Source organism: Klebsiella sp. HMSC16C06, from assembly GCF_001808325.1.
GTDB classification, from domain to species: Bacteria; Pseudomonadota; Gammaproteobacteria; order Enterobacterales; family Enterobacteriaceae; genus Klebsiella; species Klebsiella variicola.
This window is the reverse complement of record NZ_KV792983.1, coordinates 86,997-109,683: the sequence shown is the minus strand read 5'-3', so window position 1 is coordinate 109,683 and position 22,687 is coordinate 86,997. Positions and strand designations below refer to the sequence as shown.

Here is a 22,687-nt window from a genome sequence, read left to right as displayed (position 1 = left end):
GCAACCCAGGCCGGGTCAGGCACAGCCGCCACCCGGCATCAACGTGGCACACCCTCTGACGACAATCTCACAGCCCGGAAGGCCCGGGCTGCGGGGGTGGAGATTACAGCTTATCAAGCAGCTTTTTGGCGTCTTTGCTCTCTTTGCTGCCTTTATTACGCTCAACCCAGTCGTTGAGGCGCTGCTTCGCTTCATCCTGTAGCTGTTTGCGCAGGATTTGATCGACCTGCAGGCTGTAGCTCAGCGACTGCCAGTCGCCGTAGATGCGCAGCGGGATGGCGGTCTGTTTCAGGCGGTCGATAAGTTTGCCCTCCCCTTTCCAGCCGCCGAGCACGCGCACGTTAAAGCGCATATCGCAGTTCTCTTTCTGCAGATCAAGCTGACCTTCGCCAGTCATCGCCATCACGTCGGACTGCCCCTGCAGGCGGTTCAGCGTCACCACCCCGTTATCCAGCGTCAGCTGGCTGCTCACGGAATCCAGGCGGGTGGCATTGTCGTAATTCTCCTGCGCCCGCACGTTGGTGCTGCGCTCCACGGCCTGCTGCACCAGCTGCTGGAAATTCAACCCCTCGGTACGGGTATCGGCCATCTGCAGCTGAGCCTGCCCCTGCCAGTGACGGCGGAAATCATCCGCGTCAATGCGCGTTCCGGAAAACTCGCCGGTCAGCGACAGCTTGCCGGTCAGGTTTAATGAATAGTTAAAGGCTTTGATCAGCGAACCGATCTCCACATTCTGCAGCGCCGGCTGGAACGTCGCCTGCGGCGTGTCGCCACGGGCATCCAGAGTGCCGGGGAGAGAGAGCTGCCCGCCGTCGAGGTTGCCCTGCATTTTGCTGACCGTCAGCAGCCCCTGCTGGTTGCTGATTTCGCTCTGCACCTGGGTGAAGTTCAGGCCGCGCCACTGCAACTGGTCGGCGCTCAGGGCCATCCGGCCGTTAAAGCCGCGCAGGCTCTGGTAATCTTCGCGCTCATCGCTGTCGGCGATCACCGGACGCAGCGGTCGCGTCTGGCTCTGGCCCTGCTGGCTGGCGCTGCTGTCGGTCGCTGGCGAGGAGGGCGCCAGCAGGCTGTCGAGATTCAGGGTGGTCGCGTGGAGATCCAGCGACCAGTCCGGGCGATCCCCCAGCACCACGCTGCCGTTGCCGGTAAGGGTACTGCCGCTGGCCATCAGATTCAGGTTGTCAAAGCGCAGAGTTTTGCCATCTTCCTGCCAGCTGGCCTGCAGACTGCCCTGGCCATTAATGCCATCAGGGGGCAGCTCGGCGCCGCGCAGCTGCCAGCTTAGCTGGCTAAAGTCGGCTTTTAAGGAGTGGGGATAGTCGCCGCCCTGCACGGTAGCGGAGAAGCTCAGCGCCAGGTCGCGCTGGTCGCGGTTGATCCGGCCGGAGAAGTCGACGGTGGCCCGGTGATTCTCATCCTGCTCCATTTGCAGGCGGATATCACGCACAGTGACCTGCTCGCCGTTCTCATGCTGGAAGAAGAGCACGCTGTCGGCCACCTGCAGCTGGCGCACGTCGTAGGACCACCCACGGTCCTCCGGGGCCTGCGGCAGGGTGTTGTCATGCGGCACCACCGGCGCAGCGCTATCGCGAACCGCTTCGGTTTTCGGGGTCAGCTGGATCACCGCCCCCTTGAGCATCACCTGCTTCACCTGCAGCTGGTGCGACAGCAACGGCAGCAGCGCCACGTCGAGGCGCATGTTGTCGGCGCGGATCACCGGCTCTTCAGCGCCCCGGGCGGTCAGCGTCATGCGTCCGCTGAGAATGCTGAGCTGCGGCCAGACATGCCAGCGCAGCGGGCCATCGAGTTCAAGCTGATAACCGCTGCGCTCTGCCACCTCATGCACCATATAGGCGCGAAAATCGTTGGGATTGACCAGCAATACCAACGAGGTAAGCCCGGCGACAATGACCGCCAGCAGGATCATCAGCGTTGTCAGTATTCGTCTCATGGCACCCTCAGCAACACCCCGTTGACGTTATCAATCCTTGTCGATTCGGCTCGCCACCGCGCCCTGCTGGTCGCGATATTTGGCGTCTTCACGGCGGTTATACGGCCGGGCCGCCGGGCCCGATAATGGCTCAAAGCTTAGCGCGCCGATAGGCATTCCCGGGCGCAGCGCCAGCGGCAGTTTGCCGGAGTTGTAGAACTCAAGCACGATGCAGCCGGACCAGCCCGGGTCGATGCGGTGCGCGGTAACGTGCACCATCAGCCCCAGCCGCGCCAGTGAGGAGCGTCCGTCCAGCCAGCCCACCAGATCGGCAGGCAGGGTGACTGACTCATAGGTCACCGCCAGCGCCAGTTCGCCCGGATGCAGGAAAAAGGCCTCCCCTTCCGGCAGGACAATCTCTTCGCTCATCACGCGGTCCAGCGCGGCGCTGACCTCGGCCTTCGGACCGCTTAAATCGATAAACGGCGCCGTGTGGCCGCGGAAGGTGCGGAATTTATTACCCAGCCGTACATCAACCGTCGCGCCATTAATACGCTCAACGGGTGGGCGCGGATTGATGGCGAGTCGCCCTTCATCCAACCAGGCTTCGATATCTCGGTCACACAGACGCATGGGCTTTCTCCTTATAAGGCTGCTTCCCGCACGCTTCGCGGCGGAGAGGGCAATAGGGCTACTCTTTGCACGTTACACAATTCGGCCAGGTTATTCAAAGAACTGACTGATTTTGGCCTTCAGAATATCAATCGCGATGCGGTTTTTGCCGCCGCGCGGCACGATGATGTCGGCATACTGCTTCGACGGTTCAATAAACTGCAGGAACATCGGGCGCACAGTCTTCTGGTACTGGGCCATCACCGAGTCCATGGAGCGGCCGCGCTCGTTAACGTCGCGCTTAATACGGCGCATCAGGCAAATATCGAGCGGGGTGTCGACGAAAATAGAGAAGTTAAGCTCGTTACGCAGGCGCGCGTCGGTCAGCAGCAGGATCCCTTCAAGAATGATCACCTTCTTCGGCTCGACATGAATGGTGTTCGGCGTGCGGGTATGCTCGACGTAGCTATAGACCGGCAGTTCAATCGGCTGGCCGCTTTTCAGCATCTGCAGGTGCTGGAACAATAGACTGTGGTCCATTGAGCTCGGGTGGTCATAGTTGGTTTTGACGCGCTCTTCCATCGACAGATGACTTTGATCTTTGTAATAGCTGTCTTCCGGAATGACGCCAATATGTTCGTCGCCAACTTGTTCACGCAATTCGCGATAGAGAGTACTGGCAATAAGACTTTTGCCAGAAGCCGATGCGCCGGCGATACCTACAATGACGCACTGATGGGACATATCAGTCATAAATTTTTGCGACCTGATTAACCTGGATAGAGATGGAGGGTGGCGGCGGACCGCCAAACGCGGCAATTATAGGGATTTCAGCGTCCCGATACCAGTGGTATGCGCCCCGGACGGCTATTCCGCCGCCGGGATCCAGTCATCGGTATACCAGATATGCAACAGCGCATACGATCGCATCGGCTGCCAGCGACGGGCATAGCGAGCGATGGCGGCCGGGGTCATTCCCGGAAAGCGCTGTTTAATCAGGTAATCATCCGGCAAAAAGATATCTTTCGCCTGCCAGCCGCGCAGAGCAAAGTAGTTTGCCGTCCAGCGGCCAATCCCGGGCAGGCTCTGCAGTTGACGCAGCCCGGCGTCGATGTCCGCTGGCGCCGTCAGGGGCAGCTCGCCGCTGAGCGCCGCCCGGGCGAGGTGGATCAGCGCCTCCGCACGCCGAAGCGGCATTCCCAGCGCCTTCAGCGCCTGCGGGTCGGCCCGGGACAGCGCCTCTGGCGTCGGGAATAACACATAGCCGGGCGCCTCAGCCAGCGGTTCGCCCCAGCCAGCCGCCACTTTGGCAGTGAGCCGGGCGGCCATCGCCACGCTCACCAGCTGGCCCAGCACCGCCCGCACCGCCTGTTCGAAGGCATCCAGCGCCCCCGGCAGGCGCAGTCCCGGCCGCGCCTCGGCCAGAGAGCCCAACGCCCCGGCGACCTGCCGCGGGTCGCAGGCTAAATCAAACAGCTGGCCAATTCGCGCATAGCAGATCTCCGCCACCGGTTGCAGCCCCGGGGAGAGGGTCACCCGCAGGCCCTGCGCCTCTTCGTCCGGCGCCAGATGAATCAGCCCGCGATGCCCTTCAACGCCAAAGCTGCGACTATAGCCTCCTTCATCAAAGCGCTCGACGCCGGCGACGGCACGCGCCTGCAGAAAACCAACCATCCACGCCCAGTCGTAAGGCGGGGTCCAGGGTAACAGCACCATAAGCTCTCCTTTATATAGCGTTTCAATGATAGTCGCCCTTGACCGTCAGCGCCTTGCTTTTAAATTCCAGTTGTCGGCTTGGCGACGATCCGCTAAAGTCGCCCCCCTTCTTCACCGGCATGGGGATTTTGCAGACGATGTTTATTGGTTTTGACTACGGCACCGCCAACTGTTCGGTGGCCGTGATGCGGGAAAACACCCCTCAGCTGTTGACACTGGAAAACGGCAGCGCGCTGCTGCCCTCGATGCTCTGCGCGCCAACGCGCGAAGCGGTCAGCGAGTGGCTCTATCGCCATCATGACGTCCCCACCCACAGCGATGAAAACCAGGCGCTGCTGCGCCGGGCCATTGCCGCCAACCGCGACGAAGACATCGAGGTGCTGCGCAACAGCGTGCAGTTCGGTCTCGCCTCGCTGCATCAGTATGTTGAAGATCCGGAAGAGGTCTACTTCGTTAAATCGCCAAAATCCTTCCTCGGCGCCAGCGGGCTGAAGCCGCAGCAGGTGGCCCTGTTTGAAGACCTGGTCTGCGCCATGATGCTGCACATCAAACTGCAGGCTGAGAGCCAGCTGCCCGAGCAGATCGACCAGGCGGTGATTGGCCGGCCGATTAACTTCCAGGGCCTCGGCGGCGACGACGCGAACGCCCAGGCGCAGGGGATCCTTGAGCGGGCGGCTCTCCGCGCCGGTTTCCGCGATGTGGTCTTCCAGTTTGAACCGGTTGCCGCCGGGCTCGATTTCGAAGCGACCCTCAATGAAGAAAAGCGGGTGCTGGTCGTCGATATCGGCGGTGGGACCACCGACTGTTCCTTGCTATTGATGGGCCCGCAGTGGCGGGAGCGCGCCGACCGCCAGCAGAGCCTGCTCGGCCACAGCGGCTGCCGCATCGGCGGCAACGACCTCGACATTGCCCTGGCCTTCAAATGCCTGATGCCCCTTCTCGGTATGGGCGGCGAAACGGAGAAAGGCACCGCGCTGCCGATCCTCCCGTGGTGGAACGCGGTGGCCATCAACGACGTGCCAGCGCAGAGCGATTTCTACAGCACCGCCAACGGCCGTCTGCTTAACGATCTGCTGCGCAGCGCCCGGGATGCCGACAAGGTGGCTCTGCTGCTCAAGGTCTGGCGCCAGCGTCTCAGCTATCGTCTGGTGCGCAGCGCCGAAGAGAGCAAAATCGCCCTCTCCAGCGCCGCCAGCGTCGAAACCGCGCTGCCGTTTATTCAGGACGAGCTGGCCACCGCCATCGCCCAGCAGGGTCTGGAAGCCGCGCTGGATCAACCGTTGACCCGCATTATGGAACAGGTGCAGCTCGCGCTCGACAGCAGCCAGACCACCCCGGACGTGATCTATCTTACCGGCGGCAGCGCCCGCTCGCCGCTGATCAAAAAGGCGCTGACCGCCCAGCTGCCGGGTATTCCGCTGGCCGGTGGCGATGATTTTGGCTCGGTAACCGCCGGGCTGGCCCGCTGGGCGCAGGTGGTTTTCCGCTAACCCCAGCCCACCGCCGCCGCGCAGCAGGTCTGTCCTGATCGTGGCGCTGCAGATTACGCTGGAATATTCCTGGTCTCCCACGCAAAATGGCCTGTTCGTCCGGACAGGCCTGTCCACTCTTCCCCATTTCAGGGGGCGTATTATCCATACCGTAGCCAGATGTCTGCGGTCTGTATCGTTGGCATGCCGCAAGGGGGCGTGATTGAAAAGGGTGTCTGCGATCTTCGCAGCGGTCCGGCGTTGCCGGCCGCAGTTCCTGGCAGGCTGGCTGCTCAGCTGTGGATTATTCTTGCTGCTGGTCGCCCCACAGGCGCAGGCGGCGACGCGCCAGGTGGGCATTGATATTCCGGTCCAGTGGTACGCGGACGCCAGCGGCCAGATGACCATCGATCGCTTCGCCGCCCTGCCCACAGACCAGCTCGCCACCACCCGGCAGATCCCCTCCTTTGGTTATTCGCGAAAAACCTGGTGGCTGCGCAGCGAGCTGCCGGGAACGTGGTTTGCCGGGGAGCCGCGCTGGCTGCAGCTGGGCCCCTCTTTTGTCGACCATCTGACCATTTACTACCGACCTCTGGGCAGCGATGCCCCCTGGGAACAGCGCACCTTTGGCGACCGCGACGTCGCCCGCGAGAGCGACCTGCACTACCGGGAAAGCGTGCTGATTATCCCCCCGCCGCCAACCGCCGCCGGCTATGAGGTGGTCTTTCGCCTGCACAGCACCAGCACCCTGATCCTGCTGGCCTCGCTCTCTTCGCCGCAGGAATTTGTACAACGGGCGACCGCCGACACCGCTTTCTGGAGCTTCTATTTCGGCCTGGCCGCCGTCGCCAGCGGCGTGGCGCTGTGGCTGGCGCTGGCCCTGCGCCGGCGTCTGCTGTGGGGCATCTGTCTTTTCTCGCTCAATTATCCGCTGGTGGCCGCCCTGCACGGCTTCCCGGAGTGGTTTTTCGGCCACGCGGCGCTGCCGTTCCAGGACTTCATGATCAGCAGCCTCTCCCTGTTCAGCTATGCTACCGCCCTCTGGCTGCACAGCGAGATTTTTGATTTGAAGAAGAATATGCCGCGGCTTCATCAACTACTGATCGCCGCGGTGGTCCTCAACCTGGTGCTGCAGGTCAGTATTCCGCTCGGGTTTTACGGCTTCGCGATGCAGATTGAAGGGGTGATCTTCATCATTATCACCCCGGTGCTGCTGTTCACCTCCTGGTGGCTGTGGCGCAAAAAAGCCATCGACCGTAACACCCTGCTGCTGGGTCTGCTGCCGCCGTTCTACGTCGCCGCCGCGGTGCTGGTGCAGTTGTCTATCCACGGGATAATCCCGTTCCATATGGCGATCTATTCCCTCTGGCAGTATGCGCTGATCGTCCACATCATTACGGTGCTGATCATTGCCATCCTGCGGGTGCGCGCTGAAAACCGCCAGCTGGAGCAGAAGCAGCGCCTGGCGCGTGAGCTGCAGATTGAGCGTGAAGCCAGCTTCCATCAGCGACAGTTTATGGGCATGGTAGCGCACGAATTCCGCACGCCGCTGGCGGTGATCCAGGCAGCGCTGGAAAATCTCCGCCTCTCGGCCGCCTCGGCCAGCCAGGAGGCGCGCTTCGATCGCATCGGGCGCGCCGCCACCCGTCTGGTGCAGCTCACCGATAACTGCCTTGCCGACGCCCGGCTCGCCTCACACGACCTGCACGTCGATCGCCAGCAGACCGCCCTGCTGTCGGTGATCAACATGGCCGCCTCGGTGGTGGCCATCTCCCACGACCATTACCTGAACATCCGCCATCACGGCGCGGTGGAAAGCCCGCAACTGCAGGCCGATGCCGGCCTGCTGTGCATCGCCATCGCCAATCTGCTGGATAACGCGGTGAAGTATTCGCCCCCCGGTGAAATCGCCATCGATATCCGCTCCGAAGCCGGGCATACCGAGCTGCGCATTCGCGACCACGGCCCGGGCCTGCCCGGCGGGCAAGCGGAACTGATCTTTGAGCGCTATCGTCGCGGCGAGCACACGTCGCCGGTGCCGGGCGGCACCGGTCTCGGACTGTATGTTGCGCGTCAGATCGTGCAGGCTCATGATGGCAAACTGTGGCTGGCCGAGCATGGCCCGGACGGCTGCACCTTTATTCTCACCCTCCCGACAGTTGCTTAAGAGGAGAACGACGTATGGCTTTACGGCTGGCGATAATTGAAGATAACGCCGATCTGCTGGATGAACTGCTGGCCTGGCTGGGCTATCGCGGCTTCGAGGTGTGGGGCTCGCGCAGCGCCGAAGCCTTCTGGCGACAACTGCATAGCCATCCGGTGGACATCGTGCTGATTGATATCGGCCTGCCCGGGGAAGATGGCTTCAGCGTGCTGAGCTACCTGCATGAGCTGGGGCATTACGGTCTGGTGGTGGTCAGCGCCCGCGGCCAGCAGCAGGATAAACTGCAGGCGCTCAGCCTTGGGGCCGATGCTTACCTGATTAAGCCGGTTAACTTCGCCCACCTTGCGGAGACCCTCACCGCCCTTGGCGCCCGCCTGCAGCAGGATCGACCCGCCGCCCTTCCATCGGAGGCGCCCGGCACCGCGTCATCCGCCGCCACCGGACTGTGGCGTCTGCATGAGGATAAACTGATTTCTCCCGATGCCCGGACGCTGGAGTTAACCCAGCAGGAGTACCGTCTGGTGGAGCTGTTAATGCGCAATCGCAACGAGGTGTGCAGCAAGCTGGACCTCCATGCCTGCCTGTTTTCCCACGACAGCGAGCCTGACCTGCACCGCATCGACGTGGTGATTAGCCGCCTGCGCCATAAGGCGCGCCAGCAAGGGATCCACCTGCCCGTACGAGCGATCTTTGGTAAAGGACTGGCGTTTATTTCCTGATCAAAAGCGCGCTCTGGCCACTGCGCGGGGTGTGAATAACTCGCAAGTGTTAATTTTTCTCATTTTCTGAGAGAAATGAGAGGAATGAGACTGACGATGCGCTTAAGAACTTTCTTATAGTGCTAGCACATCAGGATGATGTCGTATGATTTTCAGTGGACAGGAAAACATATAACAAAACGTAATAGCCGTTCGCGGCAAATTCTGACACCATGCAGCACAAACAAGGTAAAAACGATGGCCATGCAAACGTGGTTAATATTATTGCTATGCATATTTTTCTTCAGCATCTCTGTATACAGTTTTATTTCCTATCTAAAAGACAGGAGACGACAGAAGTTTACGTTTAACGATAAGCGTTCGACGCGTCGTAAATAATTCACTTTATAATAATTAAAAACGATTACAGGTACGTTTATAAAATCAACACACCGCATACGCCCGGAGGATTTGTCACAGCATGGCGTTATGTTTTGCATAAGGAAATAACGCCATGAGAAACATTAATGTCACCATCAATACCCGCAACACCTTTGTACGTGAATCGCTGGTCGCCATGGTTAATGATCTCTCCCGGGACGAGATGCGGGCCCGTTTCTCCTGGCGCAATAACGACCTGTCAGACGAAGATATTATTATATGCGAAGTGATCCCTGGTGAAATCTATCTGTGCAATACCCTGATTAAAAACAGAAAAAAAGGCAGCTCCCTGATTATCCTCCACAGCTACGACCAGCTGCCGGAAGACGATTTCATGATTAATTGCCTGAAAGGAGTCATTTTTGTCTCGCTGAAAACGGCCAGTATTCCACAACTGCTGGCGATCATTAAAAGCGAACTACAGCATTGTATGGACCCGTCGGCCACTGACGCCACGAGCCGGGAACTGAGCTGCGCCAGCTGCCCGCATCGTGTCCTGTCGCGGTCGCAGACCGCTGTGGTGCACGGTATTCTTGAAGGGCTGGACATGAGTAAAATCGCTGCCCTGCAGCGCGTCAGTCCCCGCACCGCCGCTTACCATAAGAATAAGATTATGGAAAAATACAGCCTGAATAATAATCACGACTTTTTCCAGTTTATGAATCTGTTACGTGAGCGCTGGTAGGCAAATAGCGAACAGAAGAGAATAAGATATTCCCGTAGTGATATTGTCTGGAATCCGAAAATAGCCGCAGGATACTAAAAAAGCGCCAGCGCTGCCGAACATAACGTTAAACTCTGACGCTTCCTCGGTATAAAGACGTTACCGCGCGTTTTTATATAAGAAAAAAGACTAGTTACGAGGAAAACTGATACTTCGTCACATTACCCCTGACGTGCCTGTCAGGGGTCTTTTTTTCCGTGCGGAATGGCGCCCTCTGTGAAAGGGCGCAGCAGGATCAGGCTTCCGCTTTCTCGGCTTCCCAGTCCGGCTGTGCTTCCTCGTCGGTCAGCAGACCTTCGTTTTTCGACAGCATGGCGGTGGCAATGCCGTTACCCAACACGTTGATGGCGGAGCGCCCCATGTCGAGGAAATGGTCGATACCCATCAGCAGCAGGATCCCGGCAACCGGAATATTGAAGCTGGGGATCGTGGCCGCCAGCACCACCAGCGCCGAGCGCGGCACCCCGGCGATGCCTTTCGAGGCCAGCATCAGCGTCAGCATCATGACCGTAATCTCGCTAAAGCTCAGCGGTACGTTATAGGCCTGAGCGATAAACATCGCGGCGAAGGAGCAGTAGACCATCGAGCCCACGAGGTTGAACGAGTAGCCAATGGGCAGGACGAACGAGACGATATTGCGCGAGCAGCCAAACTTCACCAGCCGCTCAAGAGTCTTCGGATAGGCCGCTTCGGAGCTGCTGGTGGTAAACGCGACCAGCACCGGGTCCTTCAGCATGTTCAGCAGACGGAAGACCTCTTTCTTCAGCACCATATAACCAACGGCAATCAGCACCGCGCTGGTCAACAGCACCGCCAGGTAGTAACCGCCGATGAACGAAGCGTAGTTGAGCAAGATCCCCAGCCCCTGGGAGGCAATCACCGACGAAATAGCGGCGAAGATAGCCAGCGGCGCAACGTACATCACGTAGCCCGTCACCTTCAGCATAATGTGCGACACCACATTGAGGGCCGCCACCAGCGGGGCATTAAACTTCTCGCCCAGCGACGCGCCGGCGATGCCAAAGAACATCGAGAACACCACAATCTGCAGGATCTCGTTGTTGGCCATCGCCTCGGTGATGCTGGTGGGGATGGTATGCGACAGGAATCCTTTCAGGCTCATGCCGCTGACCGCCAGGCCGGTATCCACCGCCTCTTTCGGCACCGCCAGGTTTAACCCGGCGCCCGGGTGCTGGAAGGTGACGATCACCAGCCCGACGAGAATGGATAATACCGAGGAGGTGATGAACCACACCATCGCCTTCCCGCCTACCCGGCCAATGGTCGCCGTCTCGCCGAGACGCATAATGCCGACCGTCAGGGTGCTGAATACCAACGGCGCGATGACCATTTTGATCAACCGCAGAAACAGATCGGTCAGCAGCGTAATGTTGTCCGCCCAGGCGGAGATGGTGGTCGGCGTCGCGTAGGCATGGATAGCCGCGCCGGAGAGGATCCCCATCAGCATAAAAATGACGATGAAGAGCGTGAGTTTGTTTGCGTTTGCCACAGCAATGACCCCTGATTATTTAACACGTTGATTTTTAAGTGCATATGTTATTATTATGAAAATGCACTGATTTATTCACCGCATAAATCTAATTAAAGCCCTCCCGGATACAACTATTTTTTACTTTTTTAAACTAAAAGTTGATATCACCCCGGAAATCTACAACGAGACCGCCCGGCGTCGCGGCGGTTATCCAGACATTTCTCAACCTTCTTTTCATAATTCCTCCATTTTTACGGCCCCTTCCCTCACTAAACTAGTATCATTCAGCGAAACGCTTCAGGATGAGACCGTAAACTAATGAAAGGCAGTAACATACGTCGTTGGGGCGCCGCGCTGGCGGTAGTGATTATCGCCGGAGCCGCCTACTGGTTCTGGCACGATCGTGGCACGAGCGGCAGCAGCGCTCCCGCAGCAGGACAAGGCCCGCAGGGGCCGGGCGGCGCGCGCCATGGCCGTTTCGGCGGCGCGCTGGCACCGGTGCAGGCGGCGACCGCGACCGAACAAGCGGTGCCACGCTATCTCACCGGGCTGGGTACCGTGACGGCGGCCAATACCGTGACCGTGCGCAGCCGGGTCGACGGCCAGCTGCTGAGCCTTCACTTCCAGGAGGGACAGCAGGTCAAAGCCGGCGACCTGCTGGCGCAGATCGACCCCAGCCAGTTTAAAGTCGCCCTCGCCCAGGCGCAGGGTCAGCTGGCGAAAGATAACGCCACCCTGGCGAACGCCCGCCGCGATCTCGCCCGTTACCAGCAGCTGGTGAAAACCAACCTCGTCTCCCGCCAGGAGCTCGACACCCAGCAGTCGCTGGTGGTGGAATCCGCTGGCACCGTAAAGGCCGATGAAGCCGCCGTCGCCAGCGCCCAGCTGCAGCTCGACTGGACCCGCATCACCGCGCCGATTGATGGCCGCGTCGGCTTAAAGCAGGTGGATATTGGCAACCAGATCTCCAGCGGAGATACCACCGGGATTGTGGTTCTCACCCAGACGCACCCGATCGATGTGGTCTTCACCCTGCCGGAAAACAGCATCGCCACGGTGGTGCAGGCGCAGAAAGCGGGCAAAGCGCTCAGCGTCGAAGCCTGGGATCGCACCAATAAACAGAAAATTAGTGTCGGCGAGCTGCTGAGTCTCGACAACCAGATCGATGCCACCACCGGGACCATCAAGCTGAAGGCGCGCTTCAGCAATCTGGACGACGCGCTGTTCCCCAACCAGTTCGTTAACGCCCGCCTGCTGGTGGATACCGAAGAGAACGCGGTGGTGATCCCCGCCGCCGCCCTGCAGATGGGCAACGAAGGGCATTTTGTGTGGGTGCTGAACGACGAGAACAAGGTCAGCAAACACAGCGTGACGCCCGGCATCCAGGACAGCCAGAAAGTGGTCATCAGCGCCGGGCTTTCCGCCGGGGATCGCGTGGTCACCGACGGGATTGACCGCCTGACCGAGGGGGCGAAGGTGGAAGTTGTCACCGCCAGCGGCAGCGAGCAGGCGCAGCCCGCTCCACGCCAGAGCGGTAAACACGGAGCGCGTTCCTGATGCAGGTGTTACCCCCAGGCCGCACCGGCGGCCCGTCCCGGCTGTTTATTATGCGTCCGGTCGCCACCACTCTGCTGATGGTGGCGATCCTGTTAGCCGGGATCATCGGCTACCGCTTCCTGCCGGTCTCCGCCCTGCCGGAGGTCGATTACCCGACCATCCAGGTGGTTACGCTCTATCCGGGCGCCAGCCCGGACGTGGTGACCTCCGCTATCACCGCCCCGCTGGAGCGCCAGTTCGGCCAGATGTCCGGCCTTAAGCAGATGTCGTCGCAAAGCTCTGGCGGCGCCTCGGTAGTCACGCTGCAGTTCCAGCTGACCCTGCCGCTGGACGTCGCCGAGCAGGAAGTGCAGGCGGCCATTAACGCCGCCACCAACCTGCTGCCGAGCGATCTGCCCAACCCGCCGGTGTACAGCAAGGTGAACCCGGCGGATCCGCCGATCATGACCCTCGCCGTCACCTCCTCCGCGATCCCGATGACCCAGGTAGAGGACATGGTGGAGACCCGGGTGGCGCAGAAGATCTCCCAGGTTTCCGGCGTCGGTCTGGTGACCCTCGCCGGCGGCCAGCGCCCGGCGGTGCGGGTGAAGCTTAACGCCCAGGCCATCGCCGCCCTCGGCCTGACCAGCGAAACCGTGCGTACCGCTATCACCAGCGCCAACGTTAACTCGGCGAAAGGCAGCCTCGACGGCCCGGCCCGCGCGGTGACGCTTTCCGCTAACGATCAGATGCAGTCCGCTGAGGATTATCGCCGGCTGATTATCGCTTATCAGAACGGGGCGCCGATCCGTCTCGGCGATGTCGCCAGCGTCGAACAAGGGGCCGAAAACAGCTGGCTCGGGGCGTGGGCCAACCAGCAGCGGGCCATCGTGATGAACGTTCAGCGTCAGCCGGGGGCCAACATCATCGACACCGCCGACAGCATTCGCCAGATGCTGCCGCAGCTCACCGAGAGCCTGCCGAAATCGGTAAAGGTGCAGGTCCTCTCCGACCGGACCACCAACATTCGCGCCTCGGTGCGCGACACCCAGTTTGAGCTGATGCTGGCCATCGCCCTGGTGGTGATGATCATCTATCTGTTCCTGCGCAATGTCCCGGCGACCATTATTCCCGGCGTCGCGGTGCCGCTGTCGCTGGTGGGCACTTTCGCGGTGATGGTGTTCCTCGACTTCTCGATCAATAACCTGACGCTGATGGCCCTGACCATCGCCACCGGCTTTGTGGTGGATGACGCCATCGTGGTGATCGAGAACATCTCGCGCTATATCGAAAAAGGCGAGAAGCCGCTGGCCGCCGCGCTGAAAGGCGCCGGGGAAATCGGCTTCACCATTATCTCCCTCACCTTCTCGCTGATCGCGGTGCTGATCCCGCTGCTGTTTATGGGCGATATCGTCGGCCGTCTGTTCCGCGAATTCGCCGTCACCCTTGCCGTCGCTATTCTTATCTCGGCGGTGGTCTCCCTGACCCTGACGCCGATGATGTGCGCCCGTATGCTAAGCCACGAATCGCTGCGCAAGCAGAACCGTTTCTCCCGGGCCAGCGAGCGCTTCTTCGAACGGGTGATCGCCGTCTATGGCCGCTGGCTGAGCCGGGTGCTGAACCATCCGTGGCTGACGCTCGGCGTCGCACTGAGCACCCTGGCGCTGTCGATAATCCTGTGGGTCTTTATCCCGAAAGGCTTCTTCCCGATCCAGGATAACGGCATTATTCAGGGCACCCTCCAGGCGCCGCAGTCGGTCTCTTTCGCCAGCATGGCCGAGCGCCAGCGGCAGGTGGCCAGCATTATCCTTAAGGATCCGGCCGTGGAGAGCCTGACCTCGTTCGTCGGCGTCGACGGCACCAACCCGGCGCTGAACAGCGCCCGTCTGCAGATCAACCTCAAGCCGCTGGATGAACGCGATGACCGCGTCCAGACGGTGATTAGCCGCCTGCAGCAGGCGGTGGACGGCGTTCCGGGCGTGGCGCTCTACCTGCAGCCGACCCAGGATCTGACCATCGACACCACGGTGAGCCGCACCCAGTACCAGTTCACCCTGCAGGCAAACTCCCTCGAGGCGCTGAGCACCTGGGTGCCGCCGCTGCTCAGCCGCCTGCAGGCCCAGCCGCAGCTGGCCGACGTCAGCAGCGACTGGCAGGACAAAGGCCTGGCCGCCTATATCAAGGTGGATCGCGACAGCGCCAGCCGCCTCGGCATCTCAATGGCCGATGTCGATAACGCGCTGTACAACGCTTTCGGCCAGCGGCTGATCTCCACCATTTACACTCAGGCGAATCAGTATCGCGTGGTGCTCGAGCAGGATACCGAGGCGACGCCGGGCCTGGCGGCGCTGGATAATATCCGCCTGACCAGTAGCGACGGCGGCATCGTGCCGCTGACCGCCATCGCCACAGTGGAGCAACGTTTTACCCCGCTGTCGGTAAACCACCTCGATCAGTTCCCGGTGACCACCATCTCGTTTAACGTCCCGGACAACTATTCGCTGGGCGAAGCGGTGGACGCGATCCTCGCCGCCGAACAGTCGCTGGATTTCCCGACCGATATCCGCACCCAGTTCCAGGGCAGCTCGCTGGCCTTCCAGTCGGCGCTCGGCAGCACCGTCTGGCTGGTGGTCGCCGCGGTGGTGGCGATGTATATCGTGCTGGGGGTGCTGTATGAAAGCTTTATCCATCCGATCACGATCCTCTCCACCCTGCCCACCGCCGGGGTCGGGGCGCTACTGGCGCTGTGGCTGGCGGGCAGCGAGCTGGATGTGATCGCCATCATCGGCATCATTCTGCTGATCGGCATCGTGAAGAAGAACGCCATCATGATGATCGACTTCGCGCTGGCCGCCGAACGCGAGCAGGGCATGCCGCCGCGGGAAGCGATCTACCAGGCCTGCCTGCTGCGTTTTCGTCCGATCCTGATGACGACCCTCGCCGCCCTGCTCGGCGCCCTGCCGCTGATGCTGAGCACCGGCGTCGGCGCGGAGCTGCGGCGTCCGCTGGGGATCGGCATGGTCGGCGGTCTGATGCTCAGCCAGGTGCTGACCCTGTTCACCACCCCGGTGATCTATCTGCTGTTCGACCGCCTGTCGCTGCACCTGAAGCGCCGCTTCCCGCGTCAGGAAGAGGAGGCGTAAGTGAAGTTTTTCGCCCTCTTCATTTACCGCCCGGTGGCGACGATCCTCATCTCGCTGGCCATCACCCTGTGCGGCATTCTCGGCTTCCGGCTGCTGCCGGTAGCCCCGCTGCCGCAGGTGGACTTCCCGGTGATCATGGTTAGCGCCTCGCTGCCGGGGGCCTCCCCGGAGACCATGGCCTCGTCGGTGGCCACCCCGCTGGAACGCTCCCTGGGACGGATTGCCGGGGTCAATGAGATGACCTCCTCCAGTTCGCTGGGCAGTACGCGCATCATTCTTGAGTTTAACTTCGACCGCGATATCAACGGCGCGGCGCGCGACGTTCAGGCGGCGATCAACGCCGCGCAAAGCCTGCTGCCGAGCGGGATGCCCAGCCGGCCGACCTACCGCAAAGCCAACCCGTCGGATGCGCCGATCATGATCCTGACGCTGACCTCGGACACCTACTCCCAGGGTGAGCTGTATGATTTCGCCTCCACCCAGCTGGCGCAGACCATCGCGCAGATCGACGGCGTGGGTGATGTCGACGTCGGCGGCAGCTCCCTGCCGGCGGTGCGCGTCGACCTCAACCCGCAGGCGCTGTTCAACCAGGGCGTGTCGCTGGACGCGGTGCGCACCGCCATCAGCGACGCTAACGTGCGCAAACCGCAGGGGGCGCTGGAGGACAGCGCGCACCGCTGGCAGGTGCAGACCAACGATGAGCTGAAGACCGCCGCCGACTATCAGCCGCTGATCGTCCACTACCAGAATGGCGCCGCGGTGCGGCTGGGGGATGTCGCCAGCGTCTCGGATTCGGTGCAGGACGTACGCAACGCCGGGATGACCAACGCCAAACCGGCGATCCTGCTGATGATCCGCAAACTGCCGGAAGCCAATATTATCCAGACAGTGGACAGCATCCGCGCCCGCCTGCCGGAGCTGCAGCAGACCATTCCGGCGGCTATCGACCTGCAGATCGCCCAGGACCGCTCGCCGACCATCCGTGCTTCGCTGGAGGAGGTGGAGCAGACGCTGGTGATATCGGTGGCGCTGGTGATCCTCGTGGTATTCCTGTTCCTGCGCTCGGGGCGCGCCACGCTGATCCCGGCCGTCGCCGTCCCGGTTTCCTTAATCGGTACCTTCGCCGCGATGTATTTGTGCGGCTTCAGCCTCAATAACCTGTCGCTGATGGCTCTGACCATCGCCACCGGCTTCGTGGTGGATGACGCTATCGTGGTGCTGGAGAATATCTCCCGCCATCTGGAAGCGGGGATGAAACCTCTGCAGGCGGCGCTGCAGGGGAGCCGCGAAGTCGGCTTTACCGTGCTGTCGATGAGCCTGTCGCTGGTGGCGGTGTTTCTGCCGCTGCTGCTGATGGGCGGCCTGCCCGGCCGCCTGCTGCGCGAGTTCGCCGTCACCCTGTCGGTGGCGATCGGCATCTCGCTGGCGGTGTCCCTCACCCTGACGCCGATGATGTGCGGCTGGCTGCTGAAAAGCGGTAAGCCCCACCAGCCGACGCGCAACCGCGGCTTTGGCCGCCTGCTGGTGGCCGTGCAGGGCGGCTATGGGAAATCGTTAAAATGGGTGCTCAGGCACAGCCGGCTGACCGGCCTGGTGGTGCTCGGCACCATCGCCCTCAGCGTCTGGCTCTACATTTCGATCCCGAAAACCTTCTTCCCGGAGCAGGACACCGGGGTGCTGATGGGCGGCATTCAGGCCGACCAGAGCATCTCCTTCCAGGCGATGCGCGGCAAGCTGCAGGACTTTATGAAGATCATTCGCGAAGATCCGGCGGTGGATAACGTCACCGGCTTTACCGGCGGCTCGCGGGTCAACAGCGGGATGATGTTTATCACCCTCAAGTCGCGCGACCAGCGCCACGAGACGGCGCAGCAGGTGATCGACCGGCTGCGCAAAAAGCTGGCCAACGAGCCCGGGGCCAACCTGTTCCTGATGGCGGTGCAGGATATTCGCGTCGGCGGCCGGCAGTCGAACGCCAGCTATCAGTACACTCTGCTGTCCGACGACCTGTCGGCGCTGCGCGAGTGGGAGCCGAAGATCCGCAAAGCGCTGGCGGCGCTGCCTGAGCTGGCGGACGTCAACTCGGATCAGCAGGACAATGGCGCCGAAATGGACCTGGTTTATGACCGGGATACGATGTCGCGCCTCGGCATCAGCGTCCAGGACGCCAACAACCTGCTGAACAACGCCTTCGGCCAGCGGCAGATCTCCACCATCTACCAGCCGCTCAACCAGTACAAGGTGGTGATGGAGGTGGATCCGGCCTACACCCAGGACGTCAGCGCCCTCGACAAGATGTTTGTTATCAACAGCGAGGGCAAGCCGATCCCGCTGGCCTATTTCGCCAAATGGCAACCGGCCAACGCCCCGCTGTCGGTGAACCACCAGGGGCTGTCGGCGGCGTCCACTATCTCCTTTAACCTGCCCACCGGCCGCTCGCTGTCGGAAGCCAGCGACGCCATTAACCGCGCGATGACCCAGCTCGGGGTGCCGTCGAGCGTGCGCGGCTCCTTTGCCGGTACCGCTCAGGTCTTTCAGCAGACCATGAACGCGCAGGTGATCCTGATCCTCGCGGCCATCGCCACGGTCTATATCGTGCTGGGGATGCTGTATGAGAGCTATGTGCATCCGTTGACCATCCTTTCAACGCTGCCCTCCGCCGGGGTGGGCGCCCTGCTGGCGCTGGAGATATTCGATGCCCCGTTCAGCCTAATCGCCCTTATCGGGATCATGTTATTAATTGGCATCGTGAAGAAAAACGCCATCATGATGGTCGATTTTGCCCTTGAGGCGCAGCGCACCGGCAATCTGGCGCCGGAAGAGGCGATTTTCCAGGCCTGCCTGCTGCGTTTCCGGCCGATTATGATGACCACCCTGGCGGCGCTGTTCGGCGCCCTGCCGCTGGTGCTCTCCGGGGGCGATGGCTCTGAGCTGCGCCAGCCGCTGGGGATCACCATCGTCGGCGGTCTGGTGATGAGCCAGCTGTTAACGCTCTACACCACGCCGGTGGTCTATCTTTTCTTTGACCGTCTGCGGTTGCGTTTTTCGCGTCACTCCTCTCAACCGGTAAGCGAATAACATGACAGACCTCCCGGCCAGCGTGCGCTGGCAGCTATGGATAGTGGCGTTCGGCTTCTTTATGCAGTCGCTGGACACCACCATCGTTAACACCGCCCTCCCCTCGATGGCCAAAAGCCTCGGGGAGAGCCCGCTGCATATGCATATGATCATCGTCTCCTATGTCCTGACGGTGGCGGTCATGCTCCCGGCCAGCGGCTGGCTGGCCGACCGGGTCGGGGTGCGCAATATCTTCTTCACCGCCATCGTGCTGTTTACCGCCGGGTCGCTGTTTTGCGCCCAGGCCAGCACCCTTGACCAGCTGGTGATGGCGCGGGTGCTGCAGGGGATCGGCGGCGCGATGATGGTGCCGGTTGGTCGCCTGACGGTAATGAAGATCGTCCCGCGCGATCAGTACATGGCGGCGATGACTTTCGTCACCCTGCCGGGCCAGGTTGGCCCGCTGCTCGGCCCGGCGCTGGGCGGGGTGCTGGTGGAGTATGCCTCCTGGCACTGGATCTTCCTCATCAATATCCCGGTGGGGATCGTCGGCGCCATCGCCACCCTCTGCCTGATGCCCAACTACACCCTGCAGACCCGGCGCTTCGACCTCTCCGGCTTTCTGCTGCTGGCCGCCGGGATGGCGACCCTGACCCTGGCGCTGGACGGCCAGAAAGGGCTCGGTATATCGTCACGCTGGCTGGCGGGGCTGGTGGCCGTCGGCCTCGCCGCCCTGCTGCTGTACCTGTGGCACGCCCGCGGTAACGCCCGGGCGCTGTTCAGCCTCAACCTGTTTCGTAACCGCACCTTCTCCCTCGGCCTCGGCGGCAGCTTCGCCGGACGCATCGGCAGCGGCATGCTGCCGTTTATGACTCCGGTGTTTCTGCAGATTGGCCTCGGCTTCTCCCCCTTTCACGCCGGGCTGATGATGATCCCGATGGTGCTCGGCAGCATGGGCATGAAGCGGATCGTGGTCCAGGTGGTCAACCGCTTTGGCTACCGTCGGGTGCTGGTCGCCAGCACCCTGGGCCTGGCGGCGGTCAGTCTGCTGTTTATGTTTAGCGCCCTGGCCGGCTGGTATTACGCGTTGCCGCTGGTCCTGTTTCTGCAGGGGATGATCAACTCCAGCCGCTTCTCCTCAATGAATACCCTGACGCTGAAAGATCTCCCGGACGATCTGGCCAGCAGCGGCAACAGCCTGCTGTCGATGGTGATGCAGCTGTCGATGAGTATCGGCGTGACCATCGCCGGGCTGCTGCTGGGGCTGTATGGCCAGCAGCATATGAGCCTCGACGCCGCCAGCACCCATCAGGTCTTTCTCTATACCTATCTGAGCATGGCGGCGATCATCGCCCTCCCGGCGCTTATCTTTTCCCGGGTACCGGATGACGTCGGCACTAATACCGTCATCCGTCGACGCAACAGGAGTGGATCGTGAAATTTTGGCGCCCGGGCATTACCGGTAAGCTGTTCCTCGCTATTTTCGCCACCTGCATCGTGCTGCTGATCAGCATGCACTGGGCGGTGCGTATCAGTTTCGAACGTGGGTTTATCGACTACATCAAGCGCGGTAATGAGCAGCGGTTAACCATGCTCAGCGACGCGCTGAGTGAGCAGTATGCCCAGCACGGCAGCTGGGCGTTTCTGCGCAACAACGACCGCTTTATCTTCCAGCTGCTGCGCACCTTCGAACGGGATAACGACGACCGTTCGCCGCCGGGACACGGCATGAAGCCGGGTCCGATGGAGGGTCAGGGGCCGGATGGGCCGCCGCCGGATGGGCCGCCCGACGGCCCCAGCGACACCCCGCCGCCGAGGCCGGAAATGCCGCCCCACGGCTGGCGCACCATGTTCTGGGTGGTCGATCAGTCGGGCCGTGTGCTGGTGGGGCCCCGTGAGCGCGTACCGGAGGACGGCACCCAGCGCAGCATTGTGGTCAACGGCGTGGAGGTAGGCAAAGTGATCGCCTCGCCGGTAGAGCGGCTGACGCGCAATACCGATATTAACTTCGACCGGCAGCAAAAGCGCACCAGCTGGCTGATTGTCGCCCTTGCCACCCTGCTTGCCGCGCTGGCCACTTTCCCGCTGGCCCGCGGCCTGCTGGCGCCGGTGAAGCGGCTGGTGGAAGGCACCCATAAGCTGGCGGCGGGCGACTTTTCCACCCGCGTGACAGTGACCGGCGGCGACGAGCTCGGCCGCCTGGCGCAGGATTTTAACCAGCTCGCCAGCACCCTGGAGCGCAACCAGCAGATGCGTCGCGATCTGATGGCCGATATCTCCCATGAACTGCGTACTCCGCTGGCGGTGCTGCGCGGCGAGCTGGAGGCGATTCAGGACGGGGTCCGGCGCTTCACTCCCGAGTCCATCCCCTCCCTGCAGGCCGAGGTGGCTACCCTCACCAAGCTGGTGGACGACCTCCATCAGCTGTCGATGTCCGATGAGGGGGCGCTGGCCTACCAGAAAACGTCGCTGGATATCATCACCCTGCTGGAGGTGGCCGCGGGCGCTTTTCGCGAGCGCTTCGCCAGCCGGCAGCTGAGCATTCAGGTGTCGCTCCCCGAGCAGGCGATGATCTTCGGCGACCGCGACCGCCTGATGCAGCTCTTCAACAATCTGCTGGAGAATAGCCTGCGCTATACCGACAGCGGCGGCAGCCTGCACATCACCGCCCGTCGCAGCGGCCGGATGCTGGTGATTGACTTCGCCGACAGCGCCCCCGGCGTCAGCGATGAGCAGCTGGCCCGCCTGTGCGAGCGCTTTTACCGGGCGGAAGGATCGCGCAACCGCGCCAGCGGCGGCTCCGGCCTCGGACTGGCGATTTGCCTCAATATTGTCGCGGCCCACGGCGGCACCCTGCGTGCCGACCATTCGCCTTTTGGCGGGGTTAGCATTAAAGTTGAGTTACCTCTGGAACATGATTTACCGAGAGACGTATGACTGAATTGCCTGTAGATGAAAACACCCCACGCATTCTTATCGTGGAAGATGAACCGAAGCTCGGCCAGCTGCTGATTGATTATCTGCAAGCCGCCGGCTATGCGCCTACGCTGATTAACCACGGCGACAAGGTCCTGCCCTACGTTCGGCAGACGCCGCCGCACCTGATCCTGCTGGACCTGATGCTGCCCGGCACCGACGGTTTAACGCTGTGCCGGGAAATTCGCCGCTTCTCCGATGTTCCGGTGGTAATGGTGACGGCGAAAATCGAAGAGATCGACCGACTGCTGGGGCTGGAAATTGGCGCCGACGACTATATCTGCAAGCCCTACAGCCCGCGGGAAGTGGTCGCCCGGGTGAAAACCATTCTTCGCCGCTGCAAGCCGCAGCGCGATCTGCAGGCGCTGGACGCCCAGAGCCCGCTGATTGTCGACGAAGGTCGTTTTCAGGCCTCCTGGCGCGACAAGCTGCTGGACCTCACTCCCGCCGAGTTCCGGCTGCTGAAAACCCTCTCCCAGGAGCCGGGCAAGGTCTTCTCCCGCGAACAGTTGCTCAACCATCTGTATGACGATTATCGGGTAGTCACCGACCGCACCATCGACAGCCACATCAAAAACCTGCGGCGCAAGCTGGAGGCGCTGGACGCCGAGCAGTCGTTTATTCGCGCGGTGTATGGCGTTGGCTATCGCTGGGAAGCAGACGCCTGCCGACTGGCGTAGTTAGCCTTTTCCCGGCTCGCGCTGCGCTTAGCCGGGCTACACGTTCACC

General features: G+C 61.6%; 16 protein-coding genes. 11 read left to right on the top strand and 5 right to left on the bottom strand.

All coding sequences use genetic code 11. The features are described from left to right. Positions 1–103: 103 nt before the first annotated feature. From asmA to alkA, 4 genes are all read right to left on the bottom strand, one after another. Positions 104–1,951, bottom strand: a complete 1,848-nt coding sequence (asmA, locus tag HMPREF3142_RS02155) for an outer membrane assembly protein AsmA (RefSeq protein WP_008804088.1) — start codon at positions 1,949–1,951, stop codon at positions 104–106. Between the two features lie 30 nt (positions 1,952–1,981). Beyond that, positions 1,982–2,563: a dCTP deaminase gene (gene dcd, locus HMPREF3142_RS02150; RefSeq protein ID WP_004151145.1), complete on the bottom strand. Its 582-nt coding sequence runs from the start codon at positions 2,561–2,563 to the stop codon at positions 1,982–1,984. A gap of 90 nt (positions 2,564–2,653) precedes the next feature. Further along, entirely contained in the window at positions 2,654–3,295 is a 642-nt protein-coding gene (gene udk / locus HMPREF3142_RS02145) for a uridine kinase (RefSeq protein WP_002912442.1), read from the bottom strand. 114 nt (positions 3,296–3,409) lie between these two features. After that, positions 3,410–4,258 (bottom strand): DNA-3-methyladenine glycosylase 2, encoded by an 849-nt coding sequence (gene alkA / locus HMPREF3142_RS02140; RefSeq protein ID WP_012541072.1) that lies wholly within the window; start codon positions 4,256–4,258, stop codon positions 3,410–3,412. 137 nt (positions 4,259–4,395) lie between these two features. Here alkA and yegD point away from each other — a divergent pair, with 137 nt between their 5' ends. The 5 genes from yegD to HMPREF3142_RS02120 all read left to right on the top strand — a co-directional run bounded on the left by yegD (position 4,396) and on the right by HMPREF3142_RS02120 (position 9,715). Then, on the top strand, positions 4,396–5,748 hold the full coding sequence (gene yegD / locus HMPREF3142_RS02135; RefSeq protein ID WP_016531337.1) for a molecular chaperone: 1,353 nt from the start codon (positions 4,396–4,398) through the stop codon (positions 5,746–5,748). Positions 5,749–6,037: 289 nt separating this feature from the next. After that, positions 6,038–7,894 (top strand): sensor histidine kinase, encoded by a 1,857-nt coding sequence (locus HMPREF3142_RS02130; protein ID WP_070611495.1) that lies wholly within the window; start codon positions 6,038–6,040, stop codon positions 7,892–7,894. A gap of 14 nt (positions 7,895–7,908) precedes the next feature. Beyond that, positions 7,909–8,610 carry a response regulator transcription factor gene (locus HMPREF3142_RS02125; RefSeq protein ID WP_012541069.1) on the top strand — a complete coding sequence of 234 codons (702 nt, stop codon included), beginning with the start codon at positions 7,909–7,911 and terminating at the stop codon, positions 8,608–8,610. Between the two features lie 237 nt (positions 8,611–8,847). Further along, positions 8,848–8,988, top strand: coding sequence for a small membrane protein (locus HMPREF3142_RS30060; RefSeq protein ID WP_046621842.1), 141 nt, complete (start codon positions 8,848–8,850; stop codon positions 8,986–8,988). 115 nt (positions 8,989–9,103) lie between these two features. Next, the gene (locus HMPREF3142_RS02120; RefSeq protein WP_023297970.1) at positions 9,104–9,715 is read left to right on the top strand and encodes a helix-turn-helix transcriptional regulator; all 612 of its coding nucleotides are present in this window, start codon (positions 9,104–9,106) and stop codon (positions 9,713–9,715) included. 274 nt (positions 9,716–9,989) lie between these two features. Here the strand turns inward: HMPREF3142_RS02120 and HMPREF3142_RS02115 are convergent, their stop codons facing one another. After that, on the bottom strand, positions 9,990–11,264 hold the full coding sequence (locus HMPREF3142_RS02115; protein ID WP_008804082.1) for a dicarboxylate/amino acid:cation symporter: 1,275 nt from the start codon (positions 11,262–11,264) through the stop codon (positions 9,990–9,992). Between the two features lie 300 nt (positions 11,265–11,564). On the opposite strand from HMPREF3142_RS02115, the gene HMPREF3142_RS02110 reads away from it, so the two are divergent. From HMPREF3142_RS02110 to baeR, 6 genes are read left to right on the top strand one after another with little or no spacing between them, the layout of a single operon-like run. Next, positions 11,565–12,803 (top strand): MdtA/MuxA family multidrug efflux RND transporter periplasmic adaptor subunit, encoded by a 1,239-nt coding sequence (locus HMPREF3142_RS02110; RefSeq protein WP_012541067.1) that lies wholly within the window; start codon positions 11,565–11,567, stop codon positions 12,801–12,803. Next, positions 12,803–15,925 carry an MdtB/MuxB family multidrug efflux RND transporter permease subunit gene (locus tag HMPREF3142_RS02105; RefSeq protein ID WP_012541066.1) on the top strand — a complete coding sequence of 1,041 codons (3,123 nt, stop codon included), beginning with the start codon at positions 12,803–12,805 and terminating at the stop codon, positions 15,923–15,925. The genes HMPREF3142_RS02110 and HMPREF3142_RS02105 overlap by 1 nt, the downstream gene beginning before the upstream one ends. Then, complete coding sequence (mdtC, locus tag HMPREF3142_RS02100) at positions 15,926–19,003, top strand: multidrug efflux RND transporter permease subunit MdtC (protein WP_070611458.1); 3,078 nt, start codon at positions 15,926–15,928, stop codon at positions 19,001–19,003. A gap of 1 nt (position 19,004) precedes the next feature. Continuing rightward, positions 19,005–20,420, top strand: a complete 1,416-nt coding sequence (locus tag HMPREF3142_RS02095) for an MFS transporter (protein WP_012541064.1) — start codon at positions 19,005–19,007, stop codon at positions 20,418–20,420. Beyond that, on the top strand, positions 20,417–21,919 hold the full coding sequence (gene baeS, locus HMPREF3142_RS02090; RefSeq protein WP_012541063.1) for an envelope stress sensor histidine kinase BaeS: 1,503 nt from the start codon (positions 20,417–20,419) through the stop codon (positions 21,917–21,919). The genes HMPREF3142_RS02095 and baeS overlap by 4 nt, the downstream gene beginning before the upstream one ends. Further along, positions 21,916–22,638 carry an envelope stress response regulator BaeR gene (baeR, locus tag HMPREF3142_RS02085; protein WP_004201558.1) on the top strand — a complete coding sequence of 241 codons (723 nt, stop codon included), beginning with the start codon at positions 21,916–21,918 and terminating at the stop codon, positions 22,636–22,638. Before baeS ends, baeR begins: the two co-directional genes overlap by 4 nt. The last annotated feature ends 49 nt before the right edge of the window (positions 22,639–22,687 follow it).